19 protein-coding genes and 1 pseudogene are annotated in these 16704 nt (G+C 61.5%); 6 read left to right on the top strand and 14 right to left on the bottom strand.

All coding sequences use genetic code 11. The features are described from left to right. A partial coding sequence (locus C8J45_RS19430; RefSeq protein WP_219907398.1) for a hypothetical protein occupies window positions 1-455 on the top strand: 455 nt, incomplete at its 5' end. On the opposite strand, the gene C8J45_RS17215 is transcribed toward C8J45_RS19430, so the two are convergent. The 3 genes and pseudogenes from C8J45_RS17215 to C8J45_RS17225 form a co-directional block, all read right to left on the bottom strand. Next, window positions 387-1052: a hypothetical protein gene (locus C8J45_RS17215; RefSeq protein ID WP_146168641.1), complete on the bottom strand. Its 666-nt coding sequence runs from the start codon at window positions 1050-1052 to the stop codon at window positions 387-389. The genes C8J45_RS19430 and C8J45_RS17215 overlap by 69 nt on opposite strands. A 107-nt stretch (window positions 1053-1159) precedes the next feature. Then, window positions 1160-1834 carry a DUF3601 domain-containing protein gene (locus tag C8J45_RS17220; protein WP_107964340.1) on the bottom strand — a complete coding sequence of 225 codons (675 nt, stop codon included), beginning with the start codon at window positions 1832-1834 and terminating at the stop codon, window positions 1160-1162. A gap of 799 nt (window positions 1835-2633) precedes the next feature. Then, window positions 2634-3263 (bottom strand): annotated as a pseudogene (locus C8J45_RS17225) (integrase core domain-containing protein); the annotation flags it as partial. A gap of 289 nt (window positions 3264-3552) precedes the next feature. On the opposite strand from C8J45_RS17225, the gene C8J45_RS17235 reads away from it, so the two are divergent. Then, entirely contained in the window at window positions 3553-4119 is a 567-nt protein-coding gene (locus C8J45_RS17235; protein WP_181321264.1) for a DUF5991 domain-containing protein, read from the top strand. A gap of 952 nt (window positions 4120-5071) precedes the next feature. On the opposite strand, the gene C8J45_RS17245 is transcribed toward C8J45_RS17235, so the two are convergent. The 3 genes from C8J45_RS17245 to C8J45_RS17255 form a co-directional block, all read right to left on the bottom strand. Next, window positions 5072-5569: an IS6 family transposase gene (locus C8J45_RS17245; RefSeq protein ID WP_374956452.1), complete on the bottom strand. Its 498-nt coding sequence runs from the start codon at window positions 5567-5569 to the stop codon at window positions 5072-5074. A gap of 277 nt (window positions 5570-5846) precedes the next feature. Beyond that, the gene (locus C8J45_RS17250) at window positions 5847-6344 is read right to left on the bottom strand and encodes a hypothetical protein (RefSeq protein WP_107964344.1); all 498 of its coding nucleotides are present in this window, start codon (window positions 6342-6344) and stop codon (window positions 5847-5849) included. Window positions 6345-6354: 10 nt separating this feature from the next. Then, window positions 6355-6906 carry an alpha/beta hydrolase gene (locus C8J45_RS17255; RefSeq protein ID WP_146168644.1) on the bottom strand — a complete coding sequence of 184 codons (552 nt, stop codon included), beginning with the start codon at window positions 6904-6906 and terminating at the stop codon, window positions 6355-6357. Between the two features lie 547 nt (window positions 6907-7453). On the opposite strand from C8J45_RS17255, the gene C8J45_RS17265 reads away from it, so the two are divergent. Then, window positions 7454-7687 carry a hypothetical protein gene (locus tag C8J45_RS17265; RefSeq protein ID WP_107964347.1) on the top strand — a complete coding sequence of 78 codons (234 nt, stop codon included), beginning with the start codon at window positions 7454-7456 and terminating at the stop codon, window positions 7685-7687. 93 nt (window positions 7688-7780) lie between these two features. On the opposite strand, the gene C8J45_RS17270 is transcribed toward C8J45_RS17265, so the two are convergent. Further along, on the bottom strand, window positions 7781-8392 hold the full coding sequence (locus C8J45_RS17270) for a hypothetical protein (protein ID WP_107964348.1): 612 nt from the start codon (window positions 8390-8392) through the stop codon (window positions 7781-7783). A 221-nt stretch (window positions 8393-8613) separates the two neighbouring features. On the opposite strand from C8J45_RS17270, the gene C8J45_RS19315 reads away from it, so the two are divergent. Continuing rightward, window positions 8614-9342: a DUF3601 domain-containing protein gene (locus C8J45_RS19315; RefSeq protein WP_181321265.1), complete on the top strand. Its 729-nt coding sequence runs from the start codon at window positions 8614-8616 to the stop codon at window positions 9340-9342. Between the two features lie 60 nt (window positions 9343-9402). On the opposite strand, the gene C8J45_RS17285 is transcribed toward C8J45_RS19315, so the two are convergent. From C8J45_RS17285 to C8J45_RS17300, 4 genes are all read right to left on the bottom strand, one after another. Next, window positions 9403-10011, bottom strand: coding sequence for a hypothetical protein (locus tag C8J45_RS17285; RefSeq protein WP_107964431.1), 609 nt, complete (start codon window positions 10009-10011; stop codon window positions 9403-9405). Window positions 10012-10184: 173 nt separating this feature from the next. Further along, window positions 10185-10775, bottom strand: a complete 591-nt coding sequence (locus C8J45_RS17290) for a DUF3592 domain-containing protein (RefSeq protein WP_107964349.1) — start codon at window positions 10773-10775, stop codon at window positions 10185-10187. Continuing rightward, window positions 10772-11059, bottom strand: a complete 288-nt coding sequence (locus C8J45_RS17295) for a hypothetical protein (protein ID WP_107964350.1) — start codon at window positions 11057-11059, stop codon at window positions 10772-10774. The genes C8J45_RS17290 and C8J45_RS17295 overlap by 4 nt, the downstream gene beginning before the upstream one ends. 198 nt (window positions 11060-11257) lie before the next feature. Continuing rightward, on the bottom strand, window positions 11258-11755 hold the full coding sequence (locus C8J45_RS17300; RefSeq protein ID WP_146168645.1) for a hypothetical protein: 498 nt from the start codon (window positions 11753-11755) through the stop codon (window positions 11258-11260). Between the two features lie 277 nt (window positions 11756-12032). Here C8J45_RS17300 and C8J45_RS17305 point away from each other — a divergent pair, with 277 nt between their 5' ends. Further along, window positions 12033-13130 (top strand): DUF4272 domain-containing protein, encoded by a 1098-nt coding sequence (locus C8J45_RS17305; protein WP_107964433.1) that lies wholly within the window; start codon window positions 12033-12035, stop codon window positions 13128-13130. Window positions 13131-13179: 49 nt separating this feature from the next. Here the strand turns inward: C8J45_RS17305 and C8J45_RS17310 are convergent, their stop codons facing one another. The 3 genes from C8J45_RS17310 to C8J45_RS17320 are packed head-to-tail and all read right to left on the bottom strand — an operon-like array spanning window position 13180 to window position 15822. Next, window positions 13180-14079 (bottom strand): DUF6999 family protein, encoded by a 900-nt coding sequence (locus tag C8J45_RS17310; protein WP_107964352.1) that lies wholly within the window; start codon window positions 14077-14079, stop codon window positions 13180-13182. After that, complete coding sequence (locus C8J45_RS17315) at window positions 14072-14752, bottom strand: iron-containing redox enzyme family protein (protein ID WP_107964353.1); 681 nt, start codon at window positions 14750-14752, stop codon at window positions 14072-14074. The genes C8J45_RS17310 and C8J45_RS17315 overlap by 8 nt, the downstream gene beginning before the upstream one ends. Further along, the gene (locus tag C8J45_RS17320; protein ID WP_219907399.1) at window positions 14749-15822 is read right to left on the bottom strand and encodes a 3-oxoacyl-[acyl-carrier-protein] synthase III C-terminal domain-containing protein; all 1074 of its coding nucleotides are present in this window, start codon (window positions 15820-15822) and stop codon (window positions 14749-14751) included. Before C8J45_RS17320 ends, C8J45_RS17315 begins: the two co-directional genes overlap by 4 nt. 101 nt (window positions 15823-15923) lie before the next feature. Between C8J45_RS17320 and C8J45_RS17325 the strand changes: the two genes are divergently transcribed. Further along, the gene (locus tag C8J45_RS17325; RefSeq protein WP_146168646.1) at window positions 15924-16703 is read left to right on the top strand and encodes a hypothetical protein; all 780 of its coding nucleotides are present in this window, start codon (window positions 15924-15926) and stop codon (window positions 16701-16703) included. Window position 16704: the final 1 nt, after the last annotated feature.

Consider the following 16704-nt stretch of genomic DNA (forward strand, 5'->3'; position numbering starts at 1 on the left):
GCAATAATGCGCAAGCTCATCATCCTGGCAAATACGTTGCTCAAAGCCGACCGCAAATGGATCGAGAAGCCCGCTTGATCACAACGGATACTCTAGAAGGCAGTTTGGTAGCGGCAGACGATGCGCCCGGATATGAGGAAGCGACTGGTGCCGTAGCGACCGAAGCTTCTCTCGCTGTCGAAAGAACTACAGAATTTGTCGATTCGACGGTGGAAGAACTGCCACACGCGCATGGTAGAAGAGCAAGCGGCAGGATGAGGCAGAACGCACGGATCATCTATAAACTCCATAAAAGAACAACCCTGATTCCGCTTGCGTCGGGCTGCGAGGCTATGCACAACCTTGGGAACGTAAGCATTTTTTTCTCGGGCTATCAACAAGCTTGGTCAGTCTGGAGTACCGTTGATCTGGCATACAAGCGTAACGTTATCGCCACCTCTGTCGTCCAGATATAATTGAGTAGATGGGTTGCCAGCAACTCGCTTACTGTAGTGCCGTATCTTGTACTTCTTATAGGATTCAAAATCCGCCTGCAGACGGGCGGCCTTGACGACCTGTTTCACAGTAACGCCGTTGCCGAAAACCGTGACGTACATCGCGTTCGCATCGCCGATCATGCCATTCAACTCCGCCGATTCCGTGGGCAAGCCGAGAACCGTTAGGCCGGAGGGTGCCGTGATCTTGCCCCCCACGCTCTCAAGATCGCCGTCGCGTCCTTCCCGCGTGAAGCCAAGCGACTTGAGCAGCGTTACGTCGCGTGCGCGCTCGGCTCGGCCCGCTGCCGTCTTGTGATAGCTCTGCACGGCAGAGGTAGGCTTCTCGTCGAAGTCGCACGACAAGGCCTTCACGTATTTCGTCGGGAGGTTCTTGCTGGCTACGGCCAACGCTCGGATCGTATCCTTGCCCGGTCGCGAACTCGCTGCATCTGGGCTCGCCGCTTTGGTGGGAAGGTCCACGTCGGGTCGGTCCTTAGTTGAGCCGCACGCGGTCAGCGCGATCGTGCACAGCAGGAAAACCTTCATCGCCGGTGTGTCCTTCATCGCGAGCAGCAAATGGTCATCCAATACGGCTGAAACAGCCTCGCTTCCAAGCCCATAGCATCGTAAGCCAATAGGATACCGATCCACGCCTTTCCAATCAGCCGTTTCAGGAAGCAGAACTACTCCGACGAAAGTCTATCCGGCTGACCCAATTTGCGTTCCTTGAGCATCTGAATGACTTCTTCTGGATCACTTTGCGCGTGATAGAAAACATGGACCTCACGTAAGTCTTGCGCGCGGACATAGCCGGACCACGGTTCAGCAACCTGTATAAAGCGGCGCAAGTTCCGCCGTCCGAAAACAACATGGTCGGCACCAATGCTGATCCGCCATGTCATTCTCGTCCCTACCGACACGAGGCCGCTCGAGGCCATGATAACGCGCGCGATGTCCCGGGCATCTGCATCCCCATCAATCTTGATTATGCTAGCGTGTGGGGCGTACACATCATCAGCGAGACAGATGCTGTCACGCGTGATGGCAAGCGATAGCCTTGAATTGGCGGGCGAATCCTCGGCGATATGGCTTTCGATCGCGTCAATCATAGGGCCTTCAGCATCGGGCCTCCTTTGTAGCCGGATCGTCCGTTGCAGGCCGTCTGCCCAAACGACGTCAAGAGTCAGTCCGTCCTCATAGGGCAGGAAGGCCGATCCCACGAACGTCCACATCTCACCGTTTGAGTGGCAAATCCCATCATGGTCGATAAACGGTTTTACGACGTGGTAGCGGTGTCCGGGGCGCAGATGCGCAAACGCTCTAGCCGGCTCGACGCGTTTACCCGAAAATGGCCACATCTGCGATCCTGTTTTCTGACCTTGGCAACCAGTGTCCCAGATCGCGTACGTGTGTGCAATTACGCTCCAACTACGGCAATATCATCAAGGTCAGGTGTCCTGTCCATCGAGTCCTATTCGATATGAGGATCGTATACGGCGAGCGCCTGCATCGCGCCCCGATCGCGGTGATATGCTCGCTTCAGTCGGGCCAACTCCGCATCGGTACCATCGCACGAAGCATCTAGTTGGCAATCACGGTCAGCTGCGCGCGTCGCATTATAGGACTCCTCACCTCTGAAATGGTCGCACTGCGTCCGTCGGACAACAAACATTTGGAAGTCTGCAGGCACATCCGCGCCCGCCTTTACATGCTTGCCCACAGCAGTGGCTCGTGTCCGTCCGCGGCATTCCGTGGCAAAAACTGCAGTAGTAACACTAAACAAAATCGAAGCCTGGATCATGCGTCTCAACCTCTCCTACAGAATTGTAATTTTATCTACGCGTTCGCCGGCTGCGCGGTGAGATAAAACAGACACGGCCTGCCCGTGAAATGCAATGTGATCGCCGCTACCCAACTCGTGGGGCAGATGCTGGGATACGCAGCTCTAGGCTGAATGTTAACACAGCACGTTCTCCGCAAGCCTCCGCAGGCCTATCAGCGACCAAGTTTAGGATCGGCATAATGAAACTGGAAACACACGAAGGCGGCAAGCAAAGGCGTACGTTTCGGCTACTTGGCACTTTCACCGCCGCGTCATTAGCGCTGTCAGTCATATCGCAAGGCTACATGGTACCGTTGGGCTAATGTTGTTGCCCCCTAAAGGCCTGACAGAGCCTCGCAGGTTTGCGCGATGAACTCGCGGGGTGATCGATAGCGCAAAGCGCGGTGGGGACGCACGTCGTTATAATGGGCGAACCAGCCGGGCAGCTGGTCGATGACACTCTGCGCATCTGGCCTTGGGTTCACGCGGACATAATCGCGCTTGAGGGAGCGAACGAACGCCTCCGCCATGCCGTTCGATTGAGGACTGCTCACTGGGGTCTTGCATGGGATCAGTCCAATGCCGCGGCCGCAGGCGCGTGTGTTGCGAGCGGCGTAGCAGCTGCCGTTATCGGTGAGCCACTCGATCGGTTCGGGTACGCGGTTCACCTGTCCGTAGCGATGCTCGACCGTGGCAACCATCGAGTCCAGGACGTCCTCGGCGGTGATGCCGCCCGTTGTCGCCACGTGTCCCATTGCCTCGCGGTCGCAGCAGTCGAGTGCGAAGGCGACACGCACTTTCTCACCGTTGTCACAGGTGATCTCCAACCCGTCGGAGCACCAGCGGGTGTTGTGGAGGTCGACGGCAACCCGGCCATCGTGACGCCGTTCCTCACGGCGTTCGCCGTCCCGCTGCAGCAGCAGCCCGTGCACTTTCATGACGCGGTAGACGCGTTTCGGATTGGGCGCTTCGCACCCGCAAGCGACTGCACCGATGAGGAATGGGCTGTCGTCCGGCCGTTATTGAGGCGAACCTCCAGGGTAGGACGCCCCCGCAAGCACAATGCGCGGACCCTTTGGGTTGCGATCCAGTATATCGCATCGACAGGGTGCTTATAGCTCACTACATATCGCGGCATCACGCGACGGATGTCACAGGGATCGGCATTTGCACCTTAGTGGCCTCTGGCGTATTGAAGGAAAGCTTCCAGAAATTCTGTTCTTTGGCACTTTATTGAGAAGGGCGCCTGCGGGGATGGTTATTAAGAAACGGTTCACCGCCTCGGCGTCGTTAATGCTGCTCGGCGGAACCGCAGCTTGTAGTCGATTGCAGGATGCTGGGGCGTCGCCAATGGTCTCGGCAAACTCGGCTGCCGCCGTCTCAGATGCTTTACCAAAAACTCAAGCTTCGCCTACGACGGTTGCGACTTCAGACGCCGTCACAAAGACGGTTGAACCTTCGTCCGACTGGAACGGCAGGTACTCGTACGAGTTCGGAGGCTGGGCCAATGCCGCGGGGACCGCCGCTACCGTTGCTTACACTCTTACTCTCACAGCATTGTCCTGCAAATTTTCCGCAGAAGGGTATCAGATCGACGAGACGATCGCGTGCACTACCAAGCGAGGTGCGAGAGGCATCGACATAGCATTCAAGAGCTATTCCGATGGCGGCACGACGGACAAGTACGGCAATGCCGTCTACGCAGTAGGAGATCCGCTGTTCTCCTTGGAGAATAAGGAGGGGAAGTTGATCACACGCTGGAAAGGGTACGTCCTACCGGACGACAAGCCGCATGGCCCCGCCGTTTATTTCACTCGCTGACAAAGTAGCTCGCATGTCGATACTGCAGCATTCGGTAGGACGGAACGGCGTCAACCACAGGCGGAATACTCGACTGATACACAACCGGCTCAATCGGCATCTGCCACCCAGAGCGGTACTGCTAAAGTTGGATGGTGTCGTGGCGCCGAAGACGCTAGCGACGTTCACAAAAGGGAACGATTCCGAGACGAGGATGGCCGTCTCGATCGTCGTTCCTTGGGAGAAAGCCGGATCGGACAAGAACGCCCATTTCCGCTTTCCGCTTTCTACGCTAGTATCAACTTCATGAGGTTCATCGACAGCAAGGTGTCGCGAGAACACCGATATTCGTTGGGGACAAATAGCGAAAGCTGGCGACCATATTTAAGCATCCTGTCAGCAATTGAACTGTCGATTAGGAGGATTTTTACTTGGTCACAGATCCCGAATATAATGCGTTTACTGCAGGCCCGATGCTAGCGGCTAAGTTTGCAGCACGGTGTGGATGCAGGGCATTAGACAAGCGTTTGATAATTGTCCCTGGAGCGGACCGAGGCAGTTGCTGACCGCGTGAACGGTTTCCTTCCCCCAACCCGGACATTTCCGAAATTCGATCGTTGATTGAGAACGCGACCCGCTTCCCACAACCCGTTGAACGATAGGAGAAACGGGAAACGACAGGTGTCGATCTCGACATGCAAACAATGGTAAGTCTGCGGTCCGCTCCCGGCGATCTTTTCGAGAGGCACGCCTTTGGCCGTCACTCCGCTGACATCGGACCCTTAAAATAGTGAAAGGGCAACCAACTCGATACATAGGTCCAGCCAGCCTTTTTCATCTCGGTCGTCACTGCGACCGCAATGATCCCTCGCCGATATTCCCAAGGATAGCTGGTGGGGCGGAATGCCATCTTGAGGGCGCCCGTCGCGATCATTTCGTTGCCCTTGCTGCCCTCCACGCGCAGTATGGCCCTCTAGTCAAATGCGGTTGCGCCAAGCCGGACAATCGTCTCACCTTCGTAGCCGGGTAGGTCATCGCTCGTTTCCGCTGGCTTGAAACGTTGCTGAGCAGCTTGCTTGGAAATGCCAAGTGCGTTCCCGATGTCAGTCCAGTCGGTTGTGATCGCCTCGGGCGAGCCATGGCGCTTGAGCGCCTTCTTCATGAACCTGAGTGCAGCGTCCTTGTCGCGAGTCCTGGTTATGTAGCTCTCGAGGATCTCGCCTTCCTGGTCGACCGCTCGCCACAGGTAGACCATCTCTCCGTTCGGCTTCACGTACATCTCGTCCAGGTGCCATCGCCACTGGCGAGGGCCCCGCATGCGGCTCACACGCTGGCGACGGATGTCACCTGCGAACATCGGGCCGAAGCTGTTCCACCAGTGACGTACCGTCTCATGACAGATGTCGATCCCGCGCTCGAATAGCAGGTCCTCCACGTTCCGAAGCGATAGCGGGAAGCGGACGTACATCATCACTGCCAACCGGATCACCTCAGGCGAAGAGTTGAAGTAGCGGAACGGGCTGCAGGCTTGCGGGGGCGGGGCATCGGGGCCGCCTACCCGCCCCTGCCCTAACGAGCCGTGCATTTGGTCTGACAGGACCCTCCGAAGGGCTGCGGCCCGCGACCTGAGCCGCTCTGTTCGCCGACATTGATGGTCAGTGGACCCTAGCCCGGGGCGCGCGGGCGAAATCGGGTGGTGTGTCCTACTGGGGCCCGACACGGACCGTGTCGGACCAGAGCTTTCCCGCTCACATGCTGCCGCCGTCTAGCGCGAAGCAGAGGTTCTCAACTTGGCGCGGGGTATCCGATGACCGATGCTGGCCTGCCGGCATTGCCTCACGCGGATCGTCGAAGACCGCTCGATAACGATATCGGCGTGGTGCTTCGCCCGGCGTTGCCGGCAAGGCTCGGACGCGTCCTTCGTCCGGGAAATAACCGGCACCCTGAGTAACGACTTCTCGCGCGATGCGGTCGGTGTCGTCGCAGCCCGACAAGGTAGCGTTGATGAAGCCTGCACCCTTGTCGTTACGAACGGCTTCCAGGGGCTTGGGCACCGAGAAGACAACAACGATCTGATGCGGCGCGGCTCCGGGGTTCGAGGGGCCGACTTTGCGTTTCAAATACCGGCTTTGCTCGACCTTGACGTCGTGGATCGGTCCCCACGGAAACAACAGCCACAACGCTATGATGGTCGCCGAAGCAATAAGCAGGAGCAAGGCGAGCAGCCAGCGGATCCAGTGCGCCATGTTTCTTGCCTTACCCGACGCCATTGCCGCCCAACAACGATCGGCCGCTGACCCCCTGTTTGTTGGCAAGCCGCATCATCGTGTCGAACGCGCCGTGCGTTGAGTCCGGGTTATAGGCGTAATTCGGAGCGCCGGGTTCTCCGGGCTTTGGCGGCGTTGGGTACTTGCCGCCAAAGCCGGCTATCGTGTCATCGAAGGACCGGTTCTTTCCAGACGGTTCGGCCCTTACATTGAGCCATACGAAACAGCGCGAACGGATCGTCGTCCAGGACGGACGCAAACGGGCGACCGGGTCCATCGTAATCAGAGTGGTGACCGGACGACCTCGCTGGATCTCGGAAAAGACCGTGTCCGCGCCGTAGCTGTGACCGACCACCGTAATATTGCTGCCCTGTGGAGGGGCGCGCAACGCGGCTGGGATTGCAAGATCGGCTGTCCAGGCGAAATATGGACATTTGTAGCTTGGATTAGTCTTCCGATACCGTTCCGCATTACTTTCGACGATGTGACTGAACCAGTCATCTCCGCCGCCACCGATGAAAGTCTTGTGAACTTCCGCCATGGATCCTCACCGATAGTGGTTCTGGAGAACTATCCTATCTTGCACCGGGCTCTGCTGCAAACGCTCCTGTCGATCGCCGTATCTCCGATCCAAATCAAATCCGGAGAAGCGAAGCAAGGCGACGCGCGTGATATGCGCATCGCCGCCTAGCCCCGAGAGCCTACTCCGCCTCAACCACGTCCGAGAACATGTCGCCAAGCCCGCATCCTCATTCGCCACGAGCCGCGTCAGTAATGTCGAAGCTAATGCACCGCACCTAACCAGCTTGGTTCGGGCAACCGCAAAGCCTCGTAAGACCTCGTTGCGTTCACTGTACGACGCCGAATTGTTTCGTGTCGATGCTGGGCTAAGGCAGCCGCTTTCGACAAGCCAGATCCAGAACGAACCAGATTTTAATTAATCTGACAGTACCATCCGGACCAGTCGGTTTCCACCACGCCGCGCTTCCCCAACCGGACACTCGTTTACCTCAATCCAAGATCCGAATTAGCGGGTTCAGAGGACAGACAGCACAAAGCGATGCGTACGAGGCGGATTCGATCTCTTAATGGTTACGCTCGGCCTGCCCGTCACGCGGACGCTGAGCGACAGCTGCCTCGCTCGCTTCCTCGGCTCAGGCTCGGCGATCGCGTTCCTCCGGCGCAAGGGCAGACGGCTGGTGCTGGCGGACGAGCTGGCGGCACGGCCGGGCGATGCGCGCGATGAGGCTGCCAGGCGTCGTGCGTCGACTGGTACGGCAACGCCCGGCCGATCTTCCTCGGAACGCGCATCCTTGCGTTGATGGGGTACGAACTGGTCGAGGGTCGGCTGGAGCAGGGCCGCATCGTGGAGGTCAGCCGCACCGACTATTCGCGACCGGCGGATCGGTGATCCGTCACGGCCGGGTGCCCCGCAACTCAGCGGCGATCGCCGCCAGCACGCGCGCGCGTCGGCACGGCCACGCGGCGAGGATGCGCCGGACCAGCGGCAGATGTGCCTGGAACCCGTCAACGCGATGGGTCGGCAGCCCCTGTGTCGCCAGCCATGCGGTCGCCAGTGGCAGCCCCGCCGAGCGGAGCCGCCAGCACCCGAGCCGCCGCGTGATCGGCTCCGCCAAGGTCGGCGGCAGCGTGAGCCGCGCGAGCAGCTCCGCCGCCCGCCTGCGCGCGTCCGTGTCGCGCGCGTCGAGCCAGGCGAGAACCGGATCGAGATCGCGCGGGTCGCGGGTTAGCGTGAACAGCGTCTCGCACAGGACCAGATCGCGGTCCGGCGCACGCAACTGGCCGTTGCCCGCCGCCGCGCGCAACGCCGCGATCGCTGCCGCGTCGCCGACGTGAGCCAGCCCGGCCAGATCGGTCGTATCGCCTTCGAGCGCGCGTTGCAGCAATGCGGCGCGCGCTTCGGACCGCTCGCCTGGATCCATGTCCGCGAACATCGACGGATCGTAGCCGTCGCCCTTCTCCCGCCCGGTCGCGTGGTACTGGCGGAGGAAGGCGGTGAGGCTCATGCCCGTGCCGCGGACGGTGTGGTCTGCGCAAGTTGCCGGATCATCACAGATTGGTCCGGCAAGAGGCGATCGCGGGCGACGCGAACACACTTAGCAGGACCTGCCGAACGGTGCGGATGCGAGGCTGGTCGGACGAGGTCACGCGTGTGTAACGCAAGAGGCTTGCGCGGGTTCGACGGCTCGGACTTGACGCGAACTTTCGAGGGGTGTGTCTAGCAGCCATGTTCGCCTGGTTCCGACGCAAGCCCGCCGACGCGCCGCAAGGATTCCGTCACCTGCGGCGGGGCAAGCGCTACTGCGTGGTGCGTGCGTTCGTCGACTACGACCAGGTTGGCCATCCGGTCGGCGAGTGCTGGACCTTCGTGCGCCACGCATTCCTCCCCTATGAGAACAGATTGACGCTGGTCTTGGCTGCACCCGATGGACGCGAGGTACCGCTCCGGCTCCAGTGGCGCGCGAAGGCGCAGGGCCCGACGAAGGCGCAGGGCCCGATCGTCGACTCGCTCGACCGCTATCTGTCGCCGGTCGAGCCTGCGCTGCCCAAGCACCACATCGCGACCACCCGCGACAGCGTGTGCCCGCCCGAGGAGGCGGACGCTCCGCATGCGGGCGTCGTGGCGGTAGACCGGACGGCCGACATGGCTGCGCTCGCGCAGACGCTGCTGGCGGCGGGCGTGCTGCCCCATGTCGGTGCGGACGCGGGCCGCTGGCGGCTTATGTTGCCTGCGAACAGCGGACCAAACCGGTTCCACCACATCCATACCGTCTCGTGGCAGATGTTGGATCCCGCGCTTGAACAGCAGATCCTCGACATTCCTCAGCGACAGCTGAAAGCGCACGTACATCAGCACCACAAGTCGGATCACCTCGGGCGACGAGTTGAAATAGCGGAACGGGCTGGCTGGTTTGCGCGGGCGGGGCATTCGTGCGCTCTACCCTCCCTCCCCTAACGGTCGGTGCATTTGGTCTGACAGTGCCCCACGACCCTCTAGCTGCACCGTATCGCGCGATCAGCGCGGACGATAGGCACCAAGTCGTATCGGGTGCCTCGGGTCCGCACGCGTTACCTTTCGCCCGTTGGGAACCATCGCCGGAGCACTAGGTCCGGCGCCGCTGTTCAACCGTGATGACTCGAAAATGCGGTTCTGCCAAACGAACGACCGCAGCGCCGGGTCGAAACGGAACGTCGTGAAGTCCGTCCAGTGCTGGCCGCACGCGACACCGCTCTCGAGCGTGAAGTAACGACCCTTGATCGCGATCTGTCCCGCGTCCTCGACCGGGTCGCATTGTCCGCCCTCGTCGCGGTGCAGCACGATCCGGTCGTTACGATCGATCAGCGTTGCGACGCCGCCGGCGAGGCGATAGACCAGCAACGGACGAGCGGACGCTTTTTGCATCGCCGACCGCCCCTCTCCGCCTTCGTCGGGACGCGCGACGACGACGATGCAGATCGGCTGGGGCGGGTCCCAAGTGCGGCTGCAGGACGCCACGCGCGCGACATATCCGGTTGGCAGCTTAGCCTTGACGGCGGCGGGAAGCACGACCGGTTCCCACGCCGCCGCCGGACGGGCGCCCGTCACGAGCAGGATGACAGCGGCAAGGTGGACACGAAGGCTCACGCTACGTGCCGTTCGCACAAACGGAGCCTCATTCGGATTGCTTGCGAAGGCGAGATAAGGGTTCTCGGTCATAGCCTCGGTTATGCGGCACCGATCGACTGAACCGAAGCCCGATCCCCACGTTCCATCGTGCCGGCCGGCCGACTTGGCCGCCGCGCGGCGAGCGGACCCGATCATCGCCCGTTTCGCGCGCGGCGTTCCCGCAATGTCGAGACAAGCAGCACAATGTAGCCTGCCCAGGCAGTCGCCAGGATGACGAAGACCAGCGCCATCCAGCCGATCGTTTCGGTCAGCGGGTGCCGGCGGTGAACCGTGCCGCAAAGGTTCAGCGCCGCCAGCGAAGGATGCAACGGATCATACACGATCGGCACCGATGACGGGATGCGCACGATATTCGCTTCGTGTGCGGTGATATCGGCTTCGTCCATGATCGGGCCGGGCAGCGAGCCGATGCGGAACACGAAATTGAGTTTGTAGGTCGGGCCCGAACGGGCGCTGCCGGGATACTTAATGATGCGCACCGCCTGTGCAGTGGTCACGACACCACGCGATTGAAGCGTCGTGGCGTCGCGGTAATCCTGTAACATGATGGGGATTACGAAAAAGATCGTGCACAAAGTGACAGCAATCATGACGAGGATCATCCAGAACACACCGTGCAGCGAGAATTCGCTTGCGCCCAAATTCGCCTTCTTGGCCGGACGGTGGTCGCGCGTGCGGTTTTCCGTAACGGGGCCGCGGCCACGGCTTGGGGGCGGGGTCACGGGAACGGCCGAGCACCGTGCGAATAGCCTACCGACGCGGCCCGCATCGTTCGTCGATCGAGCGGGAGCTGCTCGACATACGATCCGCCGGTCGAGCAGCATTCGGCGTTGTTCGCTTCCACAACGCGCCGAACGTGCGGCCAGTCCATCGCGTTGCCGTGCCATTGCTCGACGCCATTGCGAATCGCGACACGCCAGCCGTAGGTCGCGTCGATCGCCCATGTCCCGCCGATCACGCGGAGCACGACATCATTCTGCACGACGAACGACACCGGTGCGCTCATTGGAATGCAAACTCGAGGCGATGAGAACCGGCACCGTTTCATAGGCCGCAGCGGTCGGAAACCGACGCGATGCCCCGATGATCTGCCCGCGCTGCCGCAACGTCAAGCGACCTGGATTAGCGTAATAACTTTTGCCGAGACATCGTCGAAGAACAGGTAGACCTGGGCGTTGTCGTGCATCAGATGGCCGAGACCCACCTAGCCCACGAACAACAACGGCCGCTCGTCGACGCAGATCCAGTTCGGCGACTGTCCCCATCGGGGCGGCTTTTCTAGACATCGGAACGACGTTGTGATTTCGTTTTTGACCATGACCGCCAGGGACTTTCGGTCCAGTGCATCCTTCGCGTGCTTAACAATCCGGTCCACAAAGAATTCCGGTAGGCATAGCCATGCCGGCGTGTAGGCAAGTATCGCCTCGTAAATCTGCAGCGGGGACCTATCGAGGGTGTGGTCTCTGCCTTTGACATGCAAAAACTGCGACATCGCATCTTGCACCGACACCTGCGCCGCAAGCGACGACCAGTCCTGTTGCAAGATGTAAAGCATCAGATTGCCGGCGTCAGTATAGGGGCGGATCGTGACGTCTTCTTCGAGCACCGTTCCAAGGGCTTCGTTCTCCCGTGATGTGCGGACGAAGTCACGTAGCGACGTATGTCCCTCGACGAAGGCGACGATCTCATCTAACGGATTCATAGGGTTCCCCAACTGCTCGTGCGGGGACGATAGCTGCAACGACAGCTTTCCGCCAAACCTCACAAATCGTTGCCGCCGAGCGAGGGTCTCATCTCGCGATCGGTTGCCCGATTGCAGCCGGAACTGTCATATACCGACGCTACTGGATGGAGAAGCAATTAGGGGAGCGGAAGCTCCTGTCCGTTCACCTGCGCTTCTATGCCGCTTGAAGCGAGTCAGCCAATGCGAGGCACCCACTACTCGTCAATCGACCCGTCTGGCAGAACTTGGAGGAATGATGAGCTTTCTGAAACGTCTCTTGGGAAAGACCGAGCCGGAGGAGAGGCCATCTACCGCCGCCAAGCCGCTGCTCGTCAACGCGTATGCCACGGTGCGCGATCTGCCGGCGATGGACGTCCCGCACACCCTTATCGGTCATCGCGACCTGTCCGATCCGGAACTCGCGCCGCATCTTCAAGGCTTCGTCGGCTATGTCCTGGGCCGCGGAGATGGCCAGATGACGGCGGCGCGCTACCATCTGTGGCGCCACCTTCAACGCGTTCGCCACCACCTCAGCTTCGAAGTCGCCGCAGACGACCTTGCAGCGCTCGCGCTCTGGGCCAATAACGCCAACGTTGTTTTCTTCCTATCCGACGGATCGGTGCGCGCGCCGAACATGGCGGTTCTTCTTTCCTCCGATGGGGAGAGTGATCCGACCGCGACACTACCGTATCAAGCCGACGCCGTGGCACGCCGCGAGCGTACCCGCGCGAGGCTCATAGGCCTGGAACCCCAACCGCCGGTAAGCATACCGCCTGCGATCGGCGAGGCCGAGCTTGCATTGAAGCCTCTGCCGGAAATTCTCCGACGTGCCCTCGCGCTGCTTTACATGGCGGCTCAGGGCCAAGTGCATGAAACCGACATGACGCCGATCCCAGCAGGACAGCGCGCGTACAATCCTGTCGGTTTCTCGGCGATCACGCCAAAGGAAAGCCTGTTCCTGGAAAGCACCGCGATCGATCCGGTCGCTGCGGCATCAATGACGTGGCGCTACGAGGCAGCGAACACCTTGCTCTGGGCGCTCGGCATCGATGCTGCGAGCATCGGCGACAGCGGCCGGATGATCGATGTCGACATGCTCTGGTCTTCCGTGGAGGTCTTCGCCCGAAGCGGCGATACGGCCGGCTTACAACTGCGTGCCCCCGGTGAGATCCTGGATGCGTTGGATCGCAGTTGGCTTGAACACTGGATCGTACGGCAGGCGCATCAGAAAGAAATTTTTCTAAACATTCTCAATGGCGACGTTGTCATGGAACGCCACAACGCCCTGAACTGGCTCACCGGCTTCCAGAATGATTTCGACATTTCGTGGGATGATATCGACACCCCGACCTGACGGCCCACCTCGACGACCGAGACGGGCGGCATTTGCGTCGCTCGAAGCCTTATGCGGCGGTCGTCGCAGAGGGCATTGCCGGCTGATCGCGCTGGCGCGCCTTGAGTTCACGCAGAAAGCCGTGGAGCACTTCGGTCGACAGTCCGTGCAACACCAGCCGGAAGCCCGCCCCCAAGGTCGAGAAGGGCACGAGCGGATGACGATTGTTGATCATCGCTAGATGCTTCTCCTCGCCCGTCAGCCGCGCAACGTAGAGGCCGATCGTCTCGTCGAGCTGAAGCGAATTAGCAGCGCGCCAGAAATCGCGATCGGTCAGCAGCATCGCGTAGGCAGGCGTATAGAGCTCGATCGCCGTCTGCAGGTCGACGACGTTGAGGCGGCCATTGGGCAACGGATCGAGCACGATCTCGTCGGTGATCGCGGAGAAGTCGATCCTGTCCACGCGCGCGACGCTGGCGCCGCGTCGTTCCAGCTCGCAATTGAGGCCGATCAGGTAATTGTAGATGTTGAGATCGTGATTGAGGAACAGGTCCTCGCGCACATCGTCGATCCGGCGCGGCGTCATGGGTTTCAGCGGCGGATGGAAGCCTGGCGTGGCATTATCCGAAATGAACCGCAGGATCTGTGCGCCGAGGTGAAAATGACGCAGGATCAGCAGATTGGCGTCGCGCGACAGCAGGTGCTTCATGCCGAGTGCGATCGACCGGTGCAGGAATCGCGGCGCATGGGGCCAGCGCGGACTGACCGTATGGATGAGCTGGGCAACGATGATCGTCAACCGCGCGAAGGGGCGAACCAGCGGAAGCAGAAACTGGCGACAGCGCGAGGATTGATCCCGGATCAACGCCGCCTTGGCGATCGGCTCGAACGGCAGCGATCGATCGAGTGCCAGCGCCAGCCAGGGATCGGGATCGTTCGGATCATGGTCGCGGACGGCGTACTCACCCATTGTCCAACTCCTCGAGCTGCAGCCGGTACAGCCGCGCCACGATCCGCGCATGGCGGACGATCGCCGCAGACGCCGCCGCGCCGCCCGACTCGACCGCTAACGTGAGGGCATGGTCGAACTCGTCCATATGCGCGGCATCGTTCTCGCCGTGATAGCGCAGGAACGTCAGTGCATCGGGCGCGAGGTCAAGCTGCGCGGCGATCTTGTCCGCCCAGGGTCCGGCCAGGCGATTGCCCAGACTTTCGATGACGAACATCGCGCCGAGCAGACCGACGGGGTCAGGCTGCGAGGCCACCTGATACATGAACGCGCTCAGCGCCTCGGTCCCGATATTCTTGGGCGCGGAGCGTATGTCCTCGATCGTACCGCCGGCGACGACATAGTTCTGTTCGAGCAGACGATAGTCGCGATGCTCGGCGGCGGCGTGGGTGATGAACATCGAACGCAGGTCCTCATGCGCTGGCCCGAAGCTGGACGCGGCGCGACTGATCCAGCGCCCCCCCTCGACCACCTGTTGGCGCAGGTTGCGCAGCAGGCTGCGATACTCTTCGAGCCGCAGGCGCCCGCCGGTTAGCCGCGCAATCACCGGCACCTGGATCAACGCGCTCTCGAACTCTATCCACACGCGCGCCAGCCCGCGATTGGTCGCTTCGATCTGGTCAGTCACGCTCATTTATCGCCCTCCACCACGGTCAACCCCGCATACGCCATCACGCACTGGCCGCTTTCGGGCACGGCGCACAGGATTCGTTGGCCGGGCACGAGCCGTCCCGAACGCATCAGGTCGTCGAGCAGCAGGAACAACGCCGCCGCACCGACATTCCCCTTGTCGTAAAGGTTGGTGAACCACCGGTCCTCGGGAATCATGCAGCCTGCCCGCACGGCCAACCGGACCATCTCCTCGCGCAGCGAATGCGCGGAGAAATGGCACAGGAACCAGTCGACCTTGCTGATATTGACCTTCCCCTCGTCGACCAGCCGCATCAGTTCGCCCAGCCATACCGGCAGCATCCGGTGCAGCGCGTCGACGTCCTGCCGCAACTGGAACGCGCCGGCGCGCGCGGCTGCCTCGGCGCCGTCGTGCAGGCTCCACGGCAGCACCGCGCCATCCGGCCCAGGCGCGCTGCCGCCTGTCATGCACGGGCCGAAGCGATCGGCGAAGGAGCGCACCGAGATCCAGTCGATGCGCAGCGACAGCCCGCGCTGAGCCGGTCGATCCTCGACGACCAGCGCGGCCGCGCCGTCGCTCAAGGTCCAGCGCAGGAATTCGGCATCGGCTGGCAACGTGCCGTCTTCGCCCAGCGAAGCGGTGCCGCGATACTGGCCGGGGCGGAAATATCGGCTGGCGAATTCGGCGCCGACGACGATGCCGGCGCGATGCTCGCCCGCACGGATCTGTAGCGCGGTGGTTTTCAGCGCCATCATCGCGCTGGCGCAGACGCTCTGCAGGCTGGCGATCTCGAGCGGTGGCAGGCCGGACGCGGCGTGCACTCCGCTCGCCAGCCCGGGCACCAGCAGGTCGTTCTGTGTCGTCGCGGTGGCGAGATAGCTGATCGCCCGCCTGTCAATCTCCGCGTCCGCCAGCAACTCGCGCACCGCCTCGGCAGCAAGCGTTGCCAGCGTCCAGTCCGTGGAACCATCGGGCTGGATCGCATAATGACGTGTGCGAATGCGGTTCTGACGCAGCACCAGCCGTCCCAGGCGGTCCGATTGCGGCGACAAATGTCCGATATGATCGCCCATCGTAGCGTTCCCGATCGGCAGCCCAGGCAGGAACTGGGCCGTGCAGGTAATGAAGGCTTGGGGCATTGCGGCAACATGCCGCGGTCGCTCATCTTGGGTCAATGCGGCAATTCGCGCGGGCGAGTGTTGTGCCGGTCGGCCTCGATGTGCGAACAGCCTTCAAACGACAGGGAAGTCTCCTTATGAAAATCGTTGGGTTCGCTGCGGCGGTCGCGTGCATGGCGTGGCCTTCCATGACGTCGGCAGGCTGCGTTTGGAGCGATATCGTCCAGCCGGCGGTTCGGGTCGCCGCGGTCAAGCCTGAAGCGCCCCGCGCCTATTTCGTGTCCGACGCGGCCCTGAAGCCGGGCTGTCCCGACGTAAACGCCCGCTGCAAGCTGGCCTCCTATGTCGTGCCGGGGAACGTGGTGCTCGTCGCGAAGGCGCAAGGGCCGTTTACCTGCGCCGGGTTTCAAGGGCCGCGTGGGATCGGAACGATCGGCTGGCTGCCGACGGCTGCGCTAGCCCTTCTGCCACCGGCGGCGCAGCGCCCCGGCGACTGGTCCGGGCACTGGTCCGCCCCCGAGCAGGACATCGTGATCACAACCCGGAAGGACGGAATGCTGTCCGTGAAAGGAAACGCGACATGGGGAATGGGCGATCCAGGCCGCGTGAAGATTGGCGGGGTGCATACCGGAGAGATGAGCGGCAAGGCGCGCCCGCTCGCCGGCGTGCTGTCCTTCACCGACAATGAGGGCGTCACCCTGCCCTACACCAAGGGTGACGAGTATCTCTGCCGCGTGCGCATGTACCGGCGCGGTCCCTACCTGCTCGCGCGCGACAACAACAATTGCGGTGGCATGAATGTAACTTTTTCGGGGTTCTACGCACGAAAGAAGTGAT

Source organism: Sphingomonas sp. PP-CE-3G-477 (assembly GCF_003050745.1).
Lineage (GTDB): Bacteria > Pseudomonadota > Alphaproteobacteria > Sphingomonadales > Sphingomonadaceae > Sphingomonas.

Coding starts and splice junctions, on each gene's coding strand:
- C8J45_RS17220 (WP_107964340.1), bottom strand. CDS start 1,834: ATGTGGCCATTTTCGGGTAAACGCGTCGAGCCGGCTAGAGCGTTTGCG.
- C8J45_RS17235 (WP_181321264.1), top strand. CDS start 3,553: ATGGTTATTAAGAAACGGTTCACCGCCTCGGCGTCGTTAATGCTGCTC.
- C8J45_RS17245 (WP_374956452.1), bottom strand. CDS start 5,569: ATGATGTACGTCCGCTTCCCGCTATCGCTTCGGAACGTGGAGGACCTG.
- C8J45_RS17250 (WP_107964344.1), bottom strand. CDS start 6,344: ATGGCGCACTGGATCCGCTGGCTGCTCGCCTTGCTCCTGCTTATTGCT.
- C8J45_RS17255 (WP_146168644.1), bottom strand. CDS start 6,906: ATGGCGGAAGTTCACAAGACTTTCATCGGTGGCGGCGGAGATGACTGG.
- C8J45_RS17265 (WP_107964347.1), top strand. CDS start 7,454: ATGGTTACGCTCGGCCTGCCCGTCACGCGGACGCTGAGCGACAGCTGC.
- C8J45_RS17270 (WP_107964348.1), bottom strand. CDS start 8,392: ATGAGCCTCACCGCCTTCCTCCGCCAGTACCACGCGACCGGGCGGGAG.
- C8J45_RS19315 (WP_181321265.1), top strand. CDS start 8,614: ATGTTCGCCTGGTTCCGACGCAAGCCCGCCGACGCGCCGCAAGGATTC.
- C8J45_RS17295 (WP_107964350.1), bottom strand. CDS start 11,059: ATGAGCGCACCGGTGTCGTTCGTCGTGCAGAATGATGTCGTGCTCCGC.
- C8J45_RS17300 (WP_146168645.1), bottom strand. CDS start 11,755: ATGAATCCGTTAGATGAGATCGTCGCCTTCGTCGAGGGACATACGTCG.
- C8J45_RS17305 (WP_107964433.1), top strand. CDS start 12,033: ATGAGCTTTCTGAAACGTCTCTTGGGAAAGACCGAGCCGGAGGAGAGG.
- C8J45_RS17310 (WP_107964352.1), bottom strand. CDS start 14,079: ATGGGTGAGTACGCCGTCCGCGACCATGATCCGAACGATCCCGATCCC.
- C8J45_RS17315 (WP_107964353.1), bottom strand. CDS start 14,752: ATGAGCGTGACTGACCAGATCGAAGCGACCAATCGCGGGCTGGCGCGC.
- C8J45_RS17320 (WP_219907399.1), bottom strand. CDS start 15,822: ATGGGCGATCATATCGGACATTTGTCGCCGCAATCGGACCGCCTGGGA.
- C8J45_RS17325 (WP_146168646.1), top strand. CDS start 15,924: ATGCGGCAATTCGCGCGGGCGAGTGTTGTGCCGGTCGGCCTCGATGTG.